This is a genomic window from Solwaraspora sp. WMMD937, from assembly GCF_029581175.1.
In the GTDB taxonomy this organism is placed as follows: Bacteria; Actinomycetota; Actinomycetes; order Mycobacteriales; family Micromonosporaceae; genus Micromonospora_E.
The window spans coordinates 447,337-464,707 of record NZ_CP120738.1 but is presented as its reverse complement, the minus strand read 5'-3'; the positions used below and the strand labels follow the sequence as shown (position 1 = coordinate 464,707).

The window sequence follows — 17,371 nt, the reverse complement described above, 5'->3', positions numbered from 1 at the left end:
CGAGGAGGACCCGATGCCTGCTTCCCCGGAGGCCATCGCCTTCCACGCCGGGACCTACCGGACAGCCACGGTCGCCCAGACCTGGCAGCGGGTAGAACCGATGTGCGGCCGATTCCAGATCACCAGAGTCGCCGACATCACCCGGCTCGACGAGATCGGCCTACCGGTGCACGCCGCCTACCGCCCCGTCGGCCGGACCATGGCGGTCAGCGTCGGCACCGGCGCGACACCGGAGCAATCCCGCGTCTCGGCGGTGATGGAGAGCATCGAGTCCTGGCACGCGGAGAATCCCCGGTTGGAGATCGTGACACGGTCGCCTGCCGGGGACCTCGACCTGTCGTACGAACTACGGTCCCTGCATCTGGCACCGCGTTCACCTCTGACCGATCGCGTGGTGCTGGACTGGGTGGTCGGGCACGGGCTGGTTACCGGCACCCCCGTACTGGTCCCGCTGGCCACGATCCTGCTCGACTTCACCACCCGCCGGGACTGGAACCGCATGCTGTTCACCCCGACCAGCAACGGTCTGGCCAGTGGTAACACCCGCACCGAAGCGACTCTGCACGCGCTGCTCGAACTGATCGAACGCGACTGCATCGCCCCGTACACGACAGCACCGCTGAATCAGCGACGCTACGTCGACCCGTCCACGGCGACCAATCCGCTGACGAAGCGGATCCATCAGGCACTCGACCAGGCCGGCTGCTGGATCGAGGTCTGCGATATCACCAACCGGATCGGGGTGCCCTGCTACGCGAGTTCAATCTGGTCACCGGACCTGCCGATCACCTTCGGCGGCTTCGGCTGCCACGTCGACCCGCAGATCGCCGTCGGCCGGGCGATGTCGGAGGCGGCACAATCCCGGCTGGTCACGGTCTCCGGCGCCCGCGACGACATCGACGCCACCGCCTACCGGCCGGCCACCGCGGCACCGGTACACCCCAGCACGGTGAACCGGCCGCAGGCTCCAGTTCCACCGGCCCCACCGCCACCGGCCCGGGTGTCGGACGTCGTCTCGCGTCTCGGCCATCAGGTACTGGCGGCCACCGGCATCGAACCGTTCTGCGTCGATCTGACCCACGACGACATCGGAATCCCGATCAGCAAGGTCTTCGCGCCCGGCCTGCTGATGTTCGACGAACGGGCGCTGTCGATCCGGCCGGGAGCCACCGATGCGTAAGGACTTCGTGCACCTGGGACCCAGCCTGCCCGTCGACGAGGCTGCCACGCTGCTGCCACAGGCGATCTTCCTGCCACCGGTCGCGCACGGCGACCTGCTGCGGCTCGACGCGCGCCCCGGCGACCGGGTACTGCTCATCGACGGACTGTTCCTGCAGGTCGCCGCAGTGCGTCATCGGGAGATCCTCGAACTGCTGCACCGGGGCGTCGTGGTCGCCGGCAGCAGCAGCATGGGCGCACTACGCGCCGCCGAGCTCCACCCGTACGGCATGCGGGGCGTCGGCGACGTCTTCGCGCTGTACCGAGACCTCGTCGTCACCGGCGACGACGAGGTCGCCGTGGTGCACGGCCCGGCCGAGGACGGTTACCGCGCCTACAGTGAGCCGCTGGTCAACATCCGTCTGGCGCTACGCCGTGCGGTGTCCGGCGCCGCGCTGAACCAGACCGAGGCCGATCTGCTCCTGGACATCGCCCGGGATCTGCCCTTCCGGTCCCGGTCGTACCGGTCGCTCGGCCGTGCCGCCACCAGCCACTCCCCAGTGGCTGGCGCCGCCGCCGACCGGTTGCTGACCTGGCGCCGGCACCACCCGTACGACGCCAAGGCAGCCGACGCCCGCCTGCTGCTGTCGATGGCGGCCTGCGACGCACCGGCGCTGCGCCCCTGGGACGCCGACGACCTGCCCATCGACAACCTGCACACCCGGTTTCTCGACGCCTGGCACGCTCGCAACGCCGGGCGCGACGTGGGCGGGCGGTGGGTCACCGAGCGGGACCTGTTGACCGCGCTGATGCTGCTGCACCCGGACTACCCACGGGCACACCGCGACTCCGTGCTGGCCGGCCTGGCCGACGTGGATCCGGATCATCCGGAGCTGGTGGAGCTCGCCCTGGCCACCGCGGTCGGCCATGGTCTCGACCGGCCCACTGGAGGTTGGCTCACCACCCACGATCAGTCACTTCCGCCGCAGGAAGCGCTGCTCACGATGCTGGTCCGAGCGTTGGGCACCTGTTCGTTCCATTCGCTGGCGGCGTGGATGATCCCGGCACGACTGCACACCGAACCGGTCATGGCGGCCGCGCGCCAAGTGGTGGCGGTCGCGGAACGGCTCAACACCGCGTCGATCCCCACCATCGAGGGTCCCGGTGTCGCGGGCGGGCGGATGCGGTTCCGGACCAACACCATCGATCAGACCTTTGCCCGGTACTGGGGGTGCGACCTGGACGGTCTCGAAGCGGCGGCGTGGGACCGCGGCTTCGTCGATCTGGAGGCGTTCCGGCTGGCCGCCGAGCCGTTCGTGGCGTACCTACGGATGTTCGGCGACCCCGCCCTGCCAGCCGGCGCCGCCCAATTCCCGGTCGCCGCCGGTCCGGCGCCGGCCCGACAGGAGACACCGTGACCAGCACCGTGCGCGCCGCGCTGATCTACCCGCCGTTGACCGATCCGACCTCGGGTTACCACTCGTTGAACTACATCGACTCCTACGCCCGGGCGCAGGGGCACGCGCCAGCGGACATCATCGACGCCAACATCGAGGCATTTCACTACTCGTACAGTCCCGGCGGGTTGGCCTGGCTGGAGCGGGAGCTGTCCGCACCGGGCGGCGGCGGACCCGACGCCTCGGGCTCCGGCGCCGCGTTGAACGGGCTCGGCCGTGCCGCGCTGGACGGGCTCGGCCGTGCCGCCCGGCTCGGTCTCGCCGATCCGGACCCGGACCGGGTCCGCCGCAGCGTACAGGTGTTACAGGACCCGGAGCTGTTCTACGACTACGGCCACTACCAGGACGCGGTGGAAGGAGTCATCGCCTGGATGGACGTACTCGGCACGACCGGCATCCCGGGACAGTTCCGCGCCGGATTCCGGCTGCAGTCGCCGCCGGCACTGTCCATCGGGTCGCTCGCCGCGCTGACCGACCACGACCTGCTCGCTCGGCTCAACCGGCCGTTCCAGCCTTACTACACCGACGTCCTGCTCCCCCGGCTGGCGGCCGGGAACTACCAGGTCATCGGGATCAGCACCACGTACCAGTGGCAGCTGCCGTTCACCCTGTGGCTGGCCCGGCTGATCAAACAGACCTGTCCGGACGCGTTCCTGATCACGGGCGGCACCGAGATCTCCGACCTGTGGAAGTGCGCCACCGACCGGCGGCACGTCTTCGAGATCCTCACCGATTTCGACGCGATCGTCGTGGGCGAGGGCGAAACGGCGTACACCGAGATCCTGGACGCGGTGGCGGTCGGCACCCTGCCGGCGGGGCACCCGAACGTCCGGCTGCATCCGCGGTTCGGGGCGCAGCGGCTGCTGCCGCTGCGTTACGAGCGGCTGGCGCAGATTCCCACCCCGGACTTCTCCGGGCTGCCGTGGGATCTCTACCTCAGCCCCGAGCGGTTCGTCTACTACGCCCCGAGCCGGGGCTGCTACTGGAACAAGTGCACGTTCTGTGACTACGGGCTGAACACCGACGGTCCGACGAGCCCTTGGCGGCAGGACACTGCGGACACGATGGTGCGGGATGTCGCGCAGCTGTCGAAATTCGCGAAGTTCATTTATTTTTCGGTGGACGTGTTGGCTCCTGCGACCATCCTGCGTTTCGCCGAGAAAGTCATCGAACAGGACCTGGACTTCCGCTGGGGAGCCGAAATCAGGTTGGAGAAATACTGGTCCGACCAGCGGTGCGCGACGCTGCGGCGCAGCGGGTGCGTGGCGGTGTCGGTCGGTTTCGAGTCCGGCAACCAACGTGTTCTCGACCTCATCGACAAGGGCACCCGTCCCGCACAGGTACGTCAGACGATGCAGGCGATGGCCGGGGCCGGCATCGGGGTGCAGATGATGGGCTTCACCGGCTTCCCGACCGAAACCAGCGCCGAGGCGCTGGAGAGCATCGATTTCCTGGTCGACAACCGCGACCTGTGGACCTTCGGTGGACTGGGGGAGTTCAAGCTCACCCCGGGAGCGATCATCGCGAAGGACCCGGACCGGTTTGGCATCACCAATGTCCGGTCGCTGCCCGAATCCGACGTGGTACGGGTGCTCGACTACGACGAGCCGATCTCGGCGGCCGCCCGCGACGAGGTGACGGCCGCCAAACGTCAGCTCGATGGCGCCCACTACCAGCGGCCATGGCTGGGCAGCACGGACACTCCCCATTCGTTCTTCTACCACGACCGGTACGGCACTTCCGTCCGCGAGGTGATGGACGCCGAACGCCGACGCCGCCGATCCGACGACGAGCAGTTGTTCATCGCCAACGGCACCTTCGTCGAACCGCCTGAGGACGCGGAGCTGTGGCGGTTGTACCGGCGGATGGTGGCGATGCAACACGGTCTGGGCTCGGACGGCGAGGTGCCACTCAGCCGTCAACTGTTCCGTAGGGCGGACGCGGAAGTCTTCACCCTCAATCGCAGCAGCCGGTTGTTCCTGGACATCTTCGGCGAGCCGGTGACGCTGGCCGCCGCCCAGCAGCGGTCCTGGATGGTGCCGTCGACGGTCGCGGACCGACTCTGGGACACCTTCATCAGTCAGCGGCTGATCCGTCGATACCGGGACCCCGCAGACCGTCCTTCCCAGTGACCGACCGGCGGCTGTCGGCCGGCGCGGGTTTCGCCGCCGCTGATCGGGGCATCCGACCCGGGACGGGACGGACGGGAGAGGTGGCGACATGGCGCGTCGAGACGGTGACACCCGATGGGCCGGCGACGAGGGGCAGGCGTTCGTTGACGACCTGGAGCAGCGGTCGGCGTACCGCCAGGAGATCCTGGACGACGTCGTCGCGCCGCCGAACGACCCGGTCCGGGAGGTGAAGGAGCGCGACCTTGACGACCCGGCCGACGTGCCGATCCCGGCCGAGACGCTGCGCGACGGCGGCCCGACCCGCTCCGGTGGCGGCCTGACCACCACCGGTGGTACCGCCGGCCCGGCCAGCACCCGCCGCGCCACCGGCCCCGGTCGGGCCAAAGAGCCCGGCCGGGGGAAGAAGAGCCGCGGTCGGGGCAAGGTGGCGCCGACCACGACCGGTGACGCCACCAGCGGCGGCATGGGTACGCCGGCCGGCGGCACGACCAGCGACGCCACCACCCGCGAGGGGTAGCCCGCCGCCACCCGCGAGTAACCGCCCTGCGGGGTGCCGCCGGTCGGGGCAGGATGGGAAGGGTGACTGACGAGGGCATCAGCGACGGCGGGATCAGCGAGGACGGCGTCCGGGACAAGGGCTACCGGATCGAACGCGACACGATGGGCGAGGTGCGCGTCCCCGCCGACGCGCTGTGGCGGGCGCAGACCCAACGCGCGGTGCACAACTTCCCGGTCTCCGGCCGTACGCTCGAATCCGCCCAGATCCGCGCGCTCGCCCAGATCAAGGGTGCGGCCGCGCAGGTCAACGCCGACCTCGGGGTGATCCCGGCCGGGATCGCCGAGGCGATCGTCACCGCAGCCGCGCACGTCGCCTCCGGCGGCTACGACGACCAGTTCCCGGTCGACGTGTTCCAGACCGGTTCGGGCACCTCGTCGAACATGAACACCAACGAGGTGCTGGCCACCCTCGCCGCCCGTGAACTGGACCGGCCGGTGCACCCCAACGACCATGTCAACGCCTCGCAGTCCAGCAACGACGTCTTCCCGACCTCGATCCACCTGGCCGCCTCGCATCAGGTGGTGCACGAGCTGATCCCGGCCCTCGACGAGCTGGCGACCGCGCTGGAAGGCAAGGTCGACGAGTTCGCGACCGTGGTCAAGGCCGGGCGTACCCACCTGATGGACGCCACCCCGGTCACCCTCGGCCAGGAGTTCTCCGGCTACGCCGCACAGGTCCGCTACGGCCAGGAACGGCTGCGCTCGATCCTGCCCCGGCTGGCCGAGCTGCCGCTGGGCGGCACCGCCGTCGGCACCGGGGTGAACACCCCGCCCGGCTTCGCCGCCGCCGTCATCGCCAGGCTGGCCGACGCGACCGGGCTGCCGTTGACCGAGGCCCGCAACCACTTCGAGGCCCAGGGCGCCCGCGACGCCCTGGTGGAGACGTCCGGGCAGCTGCGCACCATCGCCGTCGGCCTCTACAAGATCGCCAACGACATCCGGTGGATGGGTTCCGGCCCGCGCGCCGGCCTCGGCGAGCTGCGCATCCCCGACCTGCAACCCGGGTCGTCGATCATGCCGGGCAAGGTCAACCCGGTGGTCTGCGAGTCGGTACGCCAGGTCTGCGCCCAGGTGATCGGCAACGACGCGACGATCGCGTTCGCCGGCAGCCAGGGCGACTTCGAGCTGAACGTGATGCTGCCGGTGATGGGCAGCAACCTGATCGAAGCGGTCCGGCTGCTGGCCGCCGCCAGCCGGCTGCTGGCCCAGCGCTGCGTCGCCGACCTCGCCGCCGACCCGGAGACCTGTCTGGCGTACGCCGAAGGGTCGCCGTCGATCGTCACCCCGCTCAACCGCCACCTCGGCTACGACGAGGCCGCCTCGATCGCCAAGCAGGCGCTCGCCGAGAACAAGTCGATCCGCGCGGTGGTGCTGGAACGCGGCCACGTCGACGCCGGCACGCTGACCGCCGCCGAGCTGGATGCGGCGCTGGACGTTCTGCGGATGACCCGGCCCAGCTGAGTCGGCATACCCTGGTGGGGTGATTACCACCGTGGTGTTCGACGTCGACGAGACCCTCGTCGACCTGCGGCCCGCGGTCACCGGCGCGCTGCAGACCGTCCTCACCGAGCTGCGCCGGCTGACCCCGCGCGCCGCCGAGCTGACCCTCGGCGACATGGCCGACGACTGGGCGGCCGCGTTCGCCGCCGACCCGTCCGCGCCGGTGATGCAGATCCGCCGGGGCGCCCTGGCCCGGTCGCTGGACCGGGTCGGCCTGCCCGAGCAGCTGGACCGGATCACCGCGATCTTCTTCGAGCGCCGGTTCGCGCTCAGCCGGCCGTACGCCGACACGCTGCCCGCCCTGGACCGGCTGCGCCGCCGGTACGCGGTCGGCCTGGCCACCAACGGCAACAGCCGCGCCGACCGGTGCGGGCTGCGCGGCCAGTTCGCCTTCGAGGTGTACGCCCACGTCGACGGCCTGCCGAAAAAGCCGGACCAGCGGTTCTACGACGCCGTACTGACCGCCGCCGGGGTCACCGCCGCCGACCGGGTGGTCTACGTCGGCGACTCGATCCCGCACGACGTGGTCGGCCCCCAGGCGGCCGGGCTGCGGGCCGTCTGGCTGAACCGGCGCGGCGAGTCGTGCCCGCCCGAGGTGCGTCCGGACGCGCAGGTCACCAGTCTGGCGCAGCTGCCCGACGCCCTCGCCGACCTGTTCTGAACGGCCCCGCGCATCCTCGGAGGAAGCGGTCACAGCTCGCTGGCGAGCAGCTGGGACACCGCCTCGGCGGTCGCCTGCACCTGCGCGCCGATCGCCGGCATGTCCAGGGTGCCCATCGTCACCACCCCGACGCTGGCCTCCAGGCCGGGCACGCCGAGCACCGGGGCGGCGACCCCGTACGCGCCGGGCTGCAACTCGCCGCTGCTGGTCACCGGTCCGGGCGTACCGTCACGGCCGGCCAGGATCGCGCGGCCGGCGGCACCGCGACCGACCGGGTGCCGCGACCCGGCCCGGTACGCCACGTGGAACGCCGTCCAGCTCGGCTCGACGACGGTCAGCGCCACCGCCTCCACTCCGTCGGCGACGGTCAGGTGGGCGGTGGCGCCGGAGGACTCGGCGAGCCGGCGCAGCGCCGGCAGCGCGGCATCGGCCAGCAGCGGCTGTGCCCGCCGGGCCAGCTGCAGCAGCCCGGCACCGAGCCGCAACCGGCCGGCGGCGTCGCGGCGCAGCATGCCGTGCGCGGCCAGGGTGGTGGCCAGCCGGTAGACGGCGGCCCGACCGATGCCGAGCCGGCCGGCGGCCTCGGTGACGGTGATCCCGCCGGTCGCCTCGGCGACCAGGCCCAGCAGGCGCAGCCCCCGGTCCAGGGTCTGCGCCGTCTCCGCCCCTCGCGCGTGCACACCGACAGAGTACGGACGGGTGCCAGTCGGTACCCTCGTAGCGTGACGCTCCGCTTGTACGACACCGCGACCCGGTCCGTGCGGGACTTCGTGCCCCGCCAGCCCGGCGAGGTCAGCGTCTACCTGTGTGGCGTCACCGTCCAGTCCGCCCCGCACATCGGTCACCTTCGCTCCGGTGTCAACTACGACGTGCTCCGTCGCTGGCTGACCCACCAGGGGCTGCGGGTCACCTTCATCCGCAACATCACCGACGTCGACGACAAGGTGCTGGACAAGGCAGCCGCCGCCGGTCAGCCGTTCTGGTCGATCGCGTACGCCAACGAACTGTTGCTGGCCGCCGCGTACCGCAGCCTGAACGTGCTGCCGCCGACGTACGAGCCGCGCGCCACCGGGCACATCCCGGAGATGCACCAGCTGATCGAGCGGCTGATCGACCGCGGCCACGCCTACCCGGCCGGTGACGGCAGCGGCGACGTCTACTTCGACGTCGCCTCGTACGCCGACTACGGCGCGCTGTCCGGGCAGCGCCCCGACGCGATGCAGCCGGCCGGCGACGGCGCCGACCGGGCCAAACGCGACCCGCGCGATTTCGCACTCTGGAAGGGCGTCAAGCCGGGGGAGCCCGCCGACGCGGCCTGGCGCTCGCCGTGGGGTCCGGGCCGGCCCGGCTGGCACATCGAGTGCTCGGCGATGTGCTGGCGTTACCTCGGCCCCGAATTCGACATCCACGGCGGCGGGCTGGATCTGACCTTCCCGCACCACGAGAACGAGGTCGCCCAGTCCAGGGCGGCCGGGTTGCCGTTCGCCCGCTACTGGGTGCACCACGGGCTACTCAACCTGGGCGCGGCGAAGATGAGCAAGTCACTGGGCAACGTCATCGACCTCGATCACGTCGCCCGGCTCGGGGTGCGTCCGGTCGAGCTGCGCTACTACCTGACTGCGGCGCACTACCGGTCCCGCATCGACTACTCCGACGACGTCCTACTGGAGAGTTCCACCGCGTACCGGCGGATCGAGGGTTTCGTCCGGCGGGCGGCGGAGCAGGTCGGCGCGGTCGCCGCCACCGGCATGCCGGCGGGGTTCGCCGCCGCGATGGATGACGACCTGAACACGTCGGCCGCGTTCGCCGTGCTGCACGACGAGATCCGCGACGGCAACAACCTGCTGGCCGGCGGTGATGATGACGCGGTCCGGGCCAGCCTGGGCCGGGTCCGCGCCATGCTGGGCGTGCTCGGCCTCGACCCGCTCGACCCGTCGTGGGGCGACGCCGCCCCGCGCGACGAACTGCGTGGCGCGGTCGACGCGCTGATCGCCCTCGCCCTCGACCAGCGGGCGCAGGCCCGCGCCCGCCGCGACTGGGCCGCCGCCGACGCGGTGCGTGACCAGCTCAAGCAGGCCGGCGTCACGGTCGAGGACACCCCGCACGGCCCCCGTTGGACCATTGGAGAGCAGACCTGATGCCCGGCAACTCGCAACGACGTGGCCGGCGGGTCACCCCCAAGAAGGGCACCACCCAGGGCTCCGGCGGCAAGAACCGGTCCGGCCTGGCCGGCAAGGGCCGCACCCTGCCGGCCGACGAACGGCCGTGGCACAAGGGCTACTCCGGCACCGAGAAGCTGCCGAACAAGACCGCCTGGAAGCAGGAGAAGGAACGCCGGGCGGCGGCCGCCGAGGGGCGCGCGCCGAAGATCGGCGTACCCGGGACGAAGGACACCACCTGGGGCGGCGGTGGCCGCAGCCGGGGCGGCCCGGCCACCGGCCGGTTGGCCCGCGGCGGTGCCCGGTCCGGGCCGCGGGTCTCCCCGGGCCGTAAGGCGCACCCGCCGAAGGACGCCCCGGAGCTGCTGGTCGGCCGCAACCCGGTGGTCGAGGCGCTGCGGGCCAACGTTCCGGCCACCGCGCTCTACGTCGCCCAGGGCATCGACGTCGACGACCGGGTCACCGAGCTGGTACGGACCGCCGGTGACCGGGGCATCGCGATCCTGGAGATCACCCGGGCCGAGCTGGACCGGATGACCGGCGGCGTGCTGCACCAGGGCGTCGGGCTGCAGGTACCGGCGTACGCGTACGAGCCGTTCGAGGACCTGCTGGCCGCCGCCGCCGAGCAGCCGGAGCCGCTGCTGGTCGCGCTGGACGGGGTGACCGATCCGCGTAACCTCGGCGCGGTGGTGCGCTCGGCGGCCGCGTTCGGCGCGCACGGCGTGTTCGTGCCGGAGCGGCGGGCCGCCGGGATGACCGCCACCGCGTGGCGGACCAGCGCCGGTGCGGCCGCCCGGACCCCGGTCAGCCAGGTGGTCAACATGACCCGGGCGGTGAAGAAGTGCCAGGCCGAGGGGTTCGTCGTGGTCGGCCTGGACGCCGACGGCGAGACCGACCTGTATGACCTGGAGGCTGCGGTGGGTCCGCTGGTCGTGGTGGTCGGTTCCGAGGGTCGCGGGCTGTCCCGGCTCGTCGGCGAGACCTGCGATCTGCGGGTACGCATCCCGATGCACTCCGACGTCGAGTCGCTCAACGCCAGTGTGGCCGCTGCGGTCACCCTCGCCGAGGTCGCCCGCCGCCGTTTGGTCGGCTGACCGGCCGATCGCTGATCAGCGGGTCAGTCACCCGTAGCATGCCCGGGGTCGGTGTCGGGCGGGTTCGGGGTGCGGTGGAGGAACAGCTGATGACCGGGCAGGACGAGGGCTTCGCCCTCGGTGTCGACCTGGGCACCTCCAACACGGTCGCGGTGCTGCGTTGGCCGGACGGGCGGACCCGACCGCTGCTCTTCGACGGCGTGCCGGTCCTGCCGTCCGGGGTGTTTCTCGGCGACCGGCTGCACGTCGGTCGGGACGCGCAGCGGCTCGCCCAGGCCGACCCGGCCCGGTTCGAGCCGAACCCGAAACGCCGGGTCGACGAGCCGACGGTGCTGCTCGGCGCGCATGACGTGCCCACCGCTGACCTACTGGCCGCGGTGCTCGCGGCGGTGGCCCGGTCGGCGGTGGAGGCGGTCGGCTTCCTGCCGCCGGCGGCGCTGACCTACCCGGCCGGCTGGGGGGCCCGTCGCCGGGAGGTGCTGGCGCACGCGGTGGCCCGTGCCGGCTGGCCGCCGGTCATCCCCGGCGGGCCGGCCACCTCCGGCCCGCCGCCCGTCGGGTCCGGCGCGCCCGCGACCCGGCTGGTGCCGGAGCCGGTCGCCGCGGCCCGCTACTTCGCCGACGTGCTACGCCGACCGGTGCCGGTCGGGCAGGCCCTCGCCGTGTTCGACTTCGGCGGCGGCACCCTCGACATCGCCGTGGTTCGCAACGACGGAGTCGACCCGCACGGGCGGGCCCGGTTCGCGGTGATCGGCTCCGGCGGCCTCACCGAACTCGGCGGTCTCGACCTGGACGCGGCGCTGGTCGAACAGCTCGGCGCGGTGCTCGATCCGCAGGTACGGCAGCAGTTGGCCGCTCCGGCCACCCCGGCGCAGTGGCGCAACCGCCGGCAGTTCTGGGACGACGTACGCGGGGCGAAGGAGATGCTGTCCCGGGCGTCGTCGGCGCCGGTCGCCGTGCCCGGCGTCGACCGGGCGGTACACCTGACCCGTGACGAGTTGGAGCGGGTCGCCACCCCGCTGATCGGCCGTGGCGTACGGGAGACGGCCCGGTTGGTCGCGGCCTGCGGGCTCGGGGTCGACCAGCTTGCCGGACTGTTCCTGGTCGGCGGCTCGTCGCGGGTGCCGCTGGTGGCCCGGATGCTGCACAGCGAGCTGGGGATCGCACCGACCGTGCTGGAGCAGCCGGAACTGCCGGTCGCCGAAGGCGCGCTGGCCGACCTGCCTGCGTCGGCATCCGTTCCGGCCGCGCCGTCCGCCGTCGCGTCACCCGTACCGCCGGTTGCAGCCGCACCATCCCCGGTCTCACCCGCACCGTCCGGCCCGGCGCGGCGGCGGCTGCCGTGGCTGGTCGGCGGCGCCGCCCTGGCCGTGGTCGCGGTGACCGTCGCCAGCGTCGTCTACCTGCTGCGGGATCCGGCCCGGCCGATCGAGTTCCGGGCGTTCAGCCAGGTGGGCAAGGCGATCACGGTGCCCGAGGACGCGGACGCCGACTTCACCCAACTGGTCGACGGCCGGGCGTACGGCGGCTACGTCCGCGACGACGGCCGGCTCGGCGTCGTCGCCGTCGACCCGGCGACCGGCGACGAGCGGTGGGACGAGGCGACGACCGTGCGCGCCGACCGGTGGTTCGGCGTGCGGGCCACCCCGGACGCGGTGATCGCCGTCGCCGACGCCTACAGCAGCGCCACCCGGCCGGTCGCGGTGCTCGACCCGACCGACGGCCGGCAGCTGTGGCACTTCGAGATTCTCGGCGAGGACCAGTTGTTCGTCTTCGACGACGTCCTCGTCTGGTCCGACGTGGATGGTGCCCGGCTGGTCGGGCTGGACCTGCGGGACGGCACCGAACGCTGGGCGCACGACAACCCGGCCGACCAGTACGACGACACCGACACCGCGGTGTACCCGGCGGTGAGCGCCGCCGACCTGACCGGCCCGGCCGGCTTCGACGGCGCCCCCACCACGCCCGACCTGGCCGACGACCGACGGATCGTGCAGCTCACCTCGACCCGGCACGCCCGGGTGTTCGACGCGGGCTCCGGCGAACTGCTCGGCGACCGGTCGAACGTGGCCGCGCCGACCGACCCGGCGCTGGTCTACGCGGGCCGGTTGGTGATCGCGCCGTCGGACAGCAGCGGGTACCGGCTGGCGTCGTACGACCTGTCGACGACCGGCGAGTCGGTCAACCTCTACACCCCGGCCGACGACCAGCGGCGGCTGCAGAGCCTCACCCCGTGCGGCGGCACCCGGATCTGCCTGCTGGAATCGACCGGCTTCGGTTCCGACACCAACGAACTCGTGGTGATCGACCCGGCCGAGGACGGCGTGCAGTGGCGGGTGCCGGCCGCCGACTTCGAGGTGGTCGTGCCGGTCGGCGACCAGATCCTGCTACGCCGTACGACGACTCCCTACCTGTCGCTGCTGCTCGACTCCGACGGCGAGGAACTGCTGCGTCGTGACGGGGTGGCGGTCCGGATCGACCGGGCGAACCTGCTGTGGTTCCTGGACGACCCGGGCAGCTACCCGGAGGACGCCAGCGTCGCCGGCGTACCGGCTGCCGCACCGGCCGACCGGCTCGAACTCGGCGTACTGCAGGGCGTACGTACCGTGGCCTGCTCGTGGGACCGTGCGGTGGTCTTCTGCCCGACGGCCGACGGTTTCGTCACGCACCGGTTCGTCGCCGGTTGAGCCGGCGTAGCACGGCGTGCAGGGCGAACAGGGTGTAGCCGAGCAGGATCGGCGCGAGGATCGGCATGACCAGCACGGTCAGTACGGCGGCGAGACCGACCACCCCGGCGGCGGCCGGCACCGCCAGCGGTCGCCGTTCGGCGATCCGCCAGCTGGCCCGCACCGCCGCCCGCCAGCCGCCGCCGGCCCGGCCGATCTCGACCACGACGAGGCCGGCGAAGCCGGCCACCAGCGCGGCAAGCAGCACGGTGCCGACCAGCAGCACGGTGCCGCCGGGCACCACCTCGGCCGAGATCAGCACGGCGTTGCCGGCGAGCAGGAGTGTGCCGACCACGGCGACCACGGTGGCGACGGCTCCGGGCAGCAGCCCGCGCCAGAATCGCCCGGCCAGGTCCCGCAGGTCCGGCCAGTGGCCGTCGACCGTCCACTGGTGGATCGCGGCGCTGGCGGTGGCCAGCGCCGCGCCGGCGGTCAGTACGGCCGCCGACGCGAGCGCGGTGACGATGCCGAGCAGCGCCAGGTCTGTGGCGGACCGCAGAGTGTCGCGCCAGTCGGCGCGGGCCGGTGCCGGGTTGTCCGGCCACTCTGCGGGAGCCATCGACGTCACCCCTTGAGGCCGCTGGTGTTGATGCCCTGTACCAGCATCTTCTGGAACGCCAGGAAGAAGAGGAAGACCGGCAGCAGCGACAGTACCGACATGGCGAACATCGGGCCGAGCGAGGTCTGCCCGGTGGAGTCGATGAACAGCCGCAGCCCGATCGGCACCGTGTAGCTCTCCACACTCGGCAGGTAGATCAGCTGGGTCAGGAAGTCGTTCCAGGTCCAGATGAACGAGAAGATCGCCGTGGTGACCAGCGCCGGCCGGGCCAGCGGCACGATGACGTACCGGAACACCCCGAACGGCGAACACCCGTCGATCTTGGCCGCGTCGTCCAGCTCCCGGGGGATGCCCCGCATGAACTGCACCATCAGGAAGACGAAGAACGCCTCGGTGGCCAGCAGCTTCGGCACGATCAACGGCAGCGGGGTGTCGATCCAGCCGAACGAGTTGAACATGATGTACTGCGGCACGATCAGCACGTGGCTGGGCAGCAGCAGCGTACCGATCATGATGGCGAACCAGAACCTGCGGGCCCGGAACCGCAGCCGGGCGAAGGCGTACGCCGCCAGCAGGCAGGAGACCGCGTTGGCGACCACGGTCGCCATCGAGATCACCGTGCTGTTCCAGAAGAACCGGCCGAACGAGATGTTGCTCAGGTAGTTCCAGCCGTCCGGGTAGTTCGCCCAGGTCGGGTCCTGCGGGATGACCGACAGGTTGCTGGCCACCTCGGTCGGTGACTTGAGTGACGAGCCCAGCACCCAGATCAGCGGGTAGAGGACCACGACCAGGATGGCGACCAGCACCGCCACCCGGGCGACGCCTCGGGCGGTGCCGCCGGCGGCCCGGCGGCGTGCGGCGCTGCCGCCGTCCGCCGTCGACATCGGAGCAGCTTCGGTAGCCATCAGTCGTTGTCTCCGTCCGAGTAGTGCACCCAGAACCGGCCGGTGCTGAAGAACAGCACCGTGATCAGGCCGATCGCGATCAGGAAGACCCAGGCCAGCGCGGACGCGTATCCCATCTGGAACTCGGTGAAGCCCTTGGTGTAGAGGTACAGCGTGTAGAGCATGGTCGAGTCGACCGGCCCGCCGGTGCCGTTGCTGATCACGAACGCGGCGGTGAAGCCCTGGAATCCGTTGATCGTCTCCAGCACCAGGTTGAAGAAGATCACCGGGGAGAGCATCGGCAGGGTGACGTTGAAGAACTGCCGGATCTTGCCGGCGCCGTCGACCGAGGCCGCCTCGTACAGCTCGGTCGGCACCTGCTTCAGCCCGGCCAGGAAGATCACCATCGGAGCGCCGAACTGCCAGATGGCCAGCACCATCAGGGTCTCCAACGCCCAGTCCGGGTCGTTGACCCACGGCTGTCCGGTGATGCCGAACAGCCCGAGGAAGTCGTTGAACGCGCCGTCGCCGCTGAACATCGCCCGCCAGATCAGCGCCAGCGCGACGCTGCCGCCGAGCAGCGACGGCAGGTAGAACAGGCTGCGGAACAGCCCGACCCCGCGGGTCTCCCGGTTGAGCAGCAGCGCGACGCCGAGAGCGGCGGCCAACTTCAGCGGTACGGCGACGAACGCGAAGATCAGCGTGACCTGCACCGAGTGGCGGAAGGTCTGGTCGTTGACGAACAGGTCCCAGTAGTTCTCGAAGCCGACCCACTCGACGAACTCCCAGGAGGACAGGATGTCGTAGTTGGTGAAGCTGAGGTAGAGCGAGAACAGCATGGGGAAGGCGGTGATTGCCATCAGCCCCAGCAGCCACGGGGACAGGAAGACGTACCCGGCCAACCCTTCGCCGTGCCGCCGGCTGCCGCCCTTGGCGCTGCCCCGCCGCCTGTTCGTGTCCGCCGGGGCAGTGTCGGTACTCGTGGCCGGGACGGGTTTCGTGGTCAGGGCCACGATCTGGCTCCTTTCTCGGATCACGGGTCGTGGTGCCCACGACCCGGATCACGGGTCGTGGTGCCCACGGCTGGCGCCGTGGGCACCACGACCGCGCAACGTCCGGCCCGGACTACTCGAGGGTGGCTTCGGCCTGTCGGAAGAACTCCGCGGCGGCGTCGGCCGGGCTGGCCTGGCCGTAGGTGACGCTCTCGGCGACCGTGGTCAGGGTCGACCGCAGCGGTCCGTGGCCCTGTGGCGGCGGTGCCGGTGCCGGGCCCATCTGCGGGATCAGCGCGTTCTCGAACTCGACCGTCGCGGTCATGTACGGGTCGTCGAGACCCGCCTGGACCGTCTCCCGGTTGTCGATGTTGGATGGCAGGCCCCGGTCGACGCCGAGGATCTGCGCCGCCTCCGGGTCGTTGGCCAGGAAGTTGATGACGTCGGCGACGACCTCCGGGTGCTCGGTGGAGCGCGACCCGGCCCAGTACAGCGACGCCCGCGCCCACTGGCCCTTCGGGTCACCGGGGTAGGCCACCATGCCGAGTTCGCTCTCGGTGGACTTGCCCAGCTCGGAGAGCTGGTTGGACCACATGAACGAGGTGGCGCCCCGGCCGGTCACCACCAGCTGGTCGGAGACGCCGCCGCCGACCGCCTCGTGCACCACGTCGGCCGGCGGGGTGGCCCCGGCCTCCCGGGCGTCCAGCCAGAACTGGAACCACTCGGTGAGGTCGGCCTCGGTGAAGGCGAGCTGCGGCCCGTCGTAGAACTCCTTGCCCTGTGAGCGCAGCCACAGCCAGAGCGCCTTGTAGTCGGAGCTGGGGTCCATCGCGCCCCAGTAACCGTCGCCGGCCGCCTCGGTCACCTGGGTGCCCCAGGCGATGAACTCGTCGTAGGTCCAGCCGGTCTCCGGCTCCGGCAGGCCGAGCTCGGTGATCTTCGTCTTGTCGTACACCAGGGCCGGGGTGTTCTCGCCGGCGGCTACGGCGACCTGCTTGCCGTCGATCTGCCCGTACTGGGTCAGGCTCTCCGGGTGGTTGCTCAGGTCGATGTCGCCGGATTCGACGAACGGGGTGAGATCCAGGGTGACGTTGCGGCCGGCGTACTCGGCCAGGCCGTTGTCGTCGATCTGGAAGATGTCCGGCGCGTTACCGCCGGCCGAGATGGTGGCCAGCTTGTCGTAGTAGCCGGTGAACGCCTGCCAGGTCGGGTTGATGGTGACGTTGGGGTTCTTCTCCTCGTACAGGTCGAGGGCCTGCTCGGTGAGTTCGGCGCGGGACTCGCCGCCCCACCAGAAGAACTCGATGGTGACCGGCGCGTCCGGGTCGCTCGACGCGTCGTCGTCGCCGCAGGCGGCGGCGCCGAGGACCAGCGGCACGACGGCGGTGGCGGCGATGCCGCGCAGCAGGCGGCGCCGGCCGAAGGGGGTACGGTGAGCACGCGTGGCAGGCGTGTTCGCCGTCGGTGATGTTGCGGGGTGCATTGCGCTCA

The 17,371-nt window shown here is 71.4% G+C and carries 14 protein-coding genes; 9 read left to right on the top strand and 5 right to left on the bottom strand.

The window, feature by feature from the left end:
- The first annotated feature begins 13 nt into the window (after positions 1-13).
- From O7621_RS02155 to O7621_RS02130, 6 genes are all read left to right on the top strand, one after another.
- A complete protein-coding gene (locus O7621_RS02155) occupies positions 14-1,180 on the top strand; it encodes a YcaO-like family protein (RefSeq protein ID WP_282232491.1) in 1,167 nt (388 codons plus the stop codon).
- Entirely contained in the window at positions 1,173-2,576 is a 1,404-nt protein-coding gene (locus tag O7621_RS02150) for a TfuA-like protein (RefSeq protein ID WP_282232490.1), read from the top strand. The genes O7621_RS02155 and O7621_RS02150 overlap by 8 nt, the downstream gene beginning before the upstream one ends.
- Entirely contained in the window at positions 2,573-4,747 is a 2,175-nt protein-coding gene (locus tag O7621_RS02145; RefSeq protein ID WP_282232489.1) for a radical SAM protein, read from the top strand. Before O7621_RS02150 ends, O7621_RS02145 begins: the two co-directional genes overlap by 4 nt.
- 88 nt (positions 4,748-4,835) lie before the next feature.
- A complete protein-coding gene (locus O7621_RS02140) occupies positions 4,836-5,264 on the top strand; it encodes a hypothetical protein (RefSeq protein WP_282232488.1) in 429 nt (142 codons plus the stop codon).
- A 53-nt stretch (positions 5,265-5,317) separates the two neighbouring features.
- Positions 5,318-6,766, top strand: coding sequence for a class II fumarate hydratase (locus O7621_RS02135; RefSeq protein WP_282232487.1), 1,449 nt, complete (start codon positions 5,318-5,320; stop codon positions 6,764-6,766).
- 19 nt (positions 6,767-6,785) lie between these two features.
- A complete protein-coding gene (locus tag O7621_RS02130; protein ID WP_282232486.1) occupies positions 6,786-7,466 on the top strand; it encodes an HAD family hydrolase in 681 nt (226 codons plus the stop codon).
- Between the two features lie 29 nt (positions 7,467-7,495).
- Here O7621_RS02130 and O7621_RS02125 read toward each other — a convergent pair whose 3' ends face one another.
- Positions 7,496-8,146 carry a helix-turn-helix domain-containing protein gene (locus tag O7621_RS02125; protein WP_282232485.1) on the bottom strand — a complete coding sequence of 217 codons (651 nt, stop codon included), beginning with the start codon at positions 8,144-8,146 and terminating at the stop codon, positions 7,496-7,498.
- A gap of 42 nt (positions 8,147-8,188) precedes the next feature.
- On the opposite strand from O7621_RS02125, the gene cysS reads away from it, so the two are divergent.
- The 3 genes from cysS to O7621_RS02110 all read left to right on the top strand — a co-directional run bounded on the left by cysS (position 8,189) and on the right by O7621_RS02110 (position 13,406).
- Positions 8,189-9,604: a cysteine--tRNA ligase gene (cysS, locus tag O7621_RS02120; protein ID WP_282232484.1), complete on the top strand. Its 1,416-nt coding sequence runs from the start codon at positions 8,189-8,191 to the stop codon at positions 9,602-9,604.
- Positions 9,604-10,719, top strand: a complete 1,116-nt coding sequence (rlmB, locus tag O7621_RS02115; protein WP_282232483.1) for a 23S rRNA (guanosine(2251)-2'-O)-methyltransferase RlmB — start codon at positions 9,604-9,606, stop codon at positions 10,717-10,719. The genes cysS and rlmB overlap by 1 nt, the downstream gene beginning before the upstream one ends.
- A gap of 89 nt (positions 10,720-10,808) precedes the next feature.
- Positions 10,809-13,406, top strand: coding sequence for an Hsp70 family protein (locus tag O7621_RS02110; RefSeq protein ID WP_282232482.1), 2,598 nt, complete (start codon positions 10,809-10,811; stop codon positions 13,404-13,406).
- Here O7621_RS02110 and O7621_RS02105 read toward each other — a convergent pair.
- The 4 genes from O7621_RS02105 to O7621_RS02090 form a co-directional block, all read right to left on the bottom strand.
- Positions 13,381-14,004: a hypothetical protein gene (locus tag O7621_RS02105; protein WP_282232481.1), complete on the bottom strand. Its 624-nt coding sequence runs from the start codon at positions 14,002-14,004 to the stop codon at positions 13,381-13,383. The two genes, O7621_RS02110 and O7621_RS02105, sit on opposite strands and share 26 nt — an antisense overlap.
- Before the next feature lie 5 nt (positions 14,005-14,009).
- The gene (locus O7621_RS02100) at positions 14,010-14,909 is read right to left on the bottom strand and encodes a carbohydrate ABC transporter permease (RefSeq protein ID WP_282232480.1); all 900 of its coding nucleotides are present in this window, start codon (positions 14,907-14,909) and stop codon (positions 14,010-14,012) included.
- Positions 14,909-15,790 (bottom strand): sugar ABC transporter permease, encoded by an 882-nt coding sequence (locus O7621_RS02095; protein ID WP_281555815.1) that lies wholly within the window; start codon positions 15,788-15,790, stop codon positions 14,909-14,911. The genes O7621_RS02100 and O7621_RS02095 overlap by 1 nt, the downstream gene beginning before the upstream one ends.
- Before the next feature lie 223 nt (positions 15,791-16,013).
- Positions 16,014-17,363: an ABC transporter substrate-binding protein gene (locus tag O7621_RS02090; protein WP_282232479.1), complete on the bottom strand. Its 1,350-nt coding sequence runs from the start codon at positions 17,361-17,363 to the stop codon at positions 16,014-16,016.
- Between the last annotated feature and the right edge of the window lie 8 nt (positions 17,364-17,371).

Excerpts from the sequence above, each read along its gene's own strand:
- O7621_RS02090 (WP_282232479.1), bottom strand. The coding sequence starts at position 17,363 with ATGCACCCCGCAACATCACCGACGGCGAACACGCCTGCCACGCGTGCT.
- rlmB (WP_282232483.1), top strand. The coding sequence starts at position 9,604 with ATGCCCGGCAACTCGCAACGACGTGGCCGGCGGGTCACCCCCAAGAAG.
- O7621_RS02150 (WP_282232490.1), top strand. The coding sequence starts at position 1,173 with ATGCGTAAGGACTTCGTGCACCTGGGACCCAGCCTGCCCGTCGACGAG.
- O7621_RS02105 (WP_282232481.1), bottom strand. The coding sequence starts at position 14,004 with ATGGCTCCCGCAGAGTGGCCGGACAACCCGGCACCGGCCCGCGCCGAC.
- O7621_RS02140 (WP_282232488.1), top strand. The coding sequence starts at position 4,836 with ATGGCGCGTCGAGACGGTGACACCCGATGGGCCGGCGACGAGGGGCAG.
- O7621_RS02100 (WP_282232480.1), bottom strand. The coding sequence starts at position 14,909 with ATGGCTACCGAAGCTGCTCCGATGTCGACGGCGGACGGCGGCAGCGCC.
- O7621_RS02155 (WP_282232491.1), top strand. The coding sequence starts at position 14 with ATGCCTGCTTCCCCGGAGGCCATCGCCTTCCACGCCGGGACCTACCGG.
- O7621_RS02110 (WP_282232482.1), top strand. The coding sequence starts at position 10,809 with ATGACCGGGCAGGACGAGGGCTTCGCCCTCGGTGTCGACCTGGGCACC.
- O7621_RS02135 (WP_282232487.1), top strand. The coding sequence starts at position 5,318 with ATGGGAAGGGTGACTGACGAGGGCATCAGCGACGGCGGGATCAGCGAG.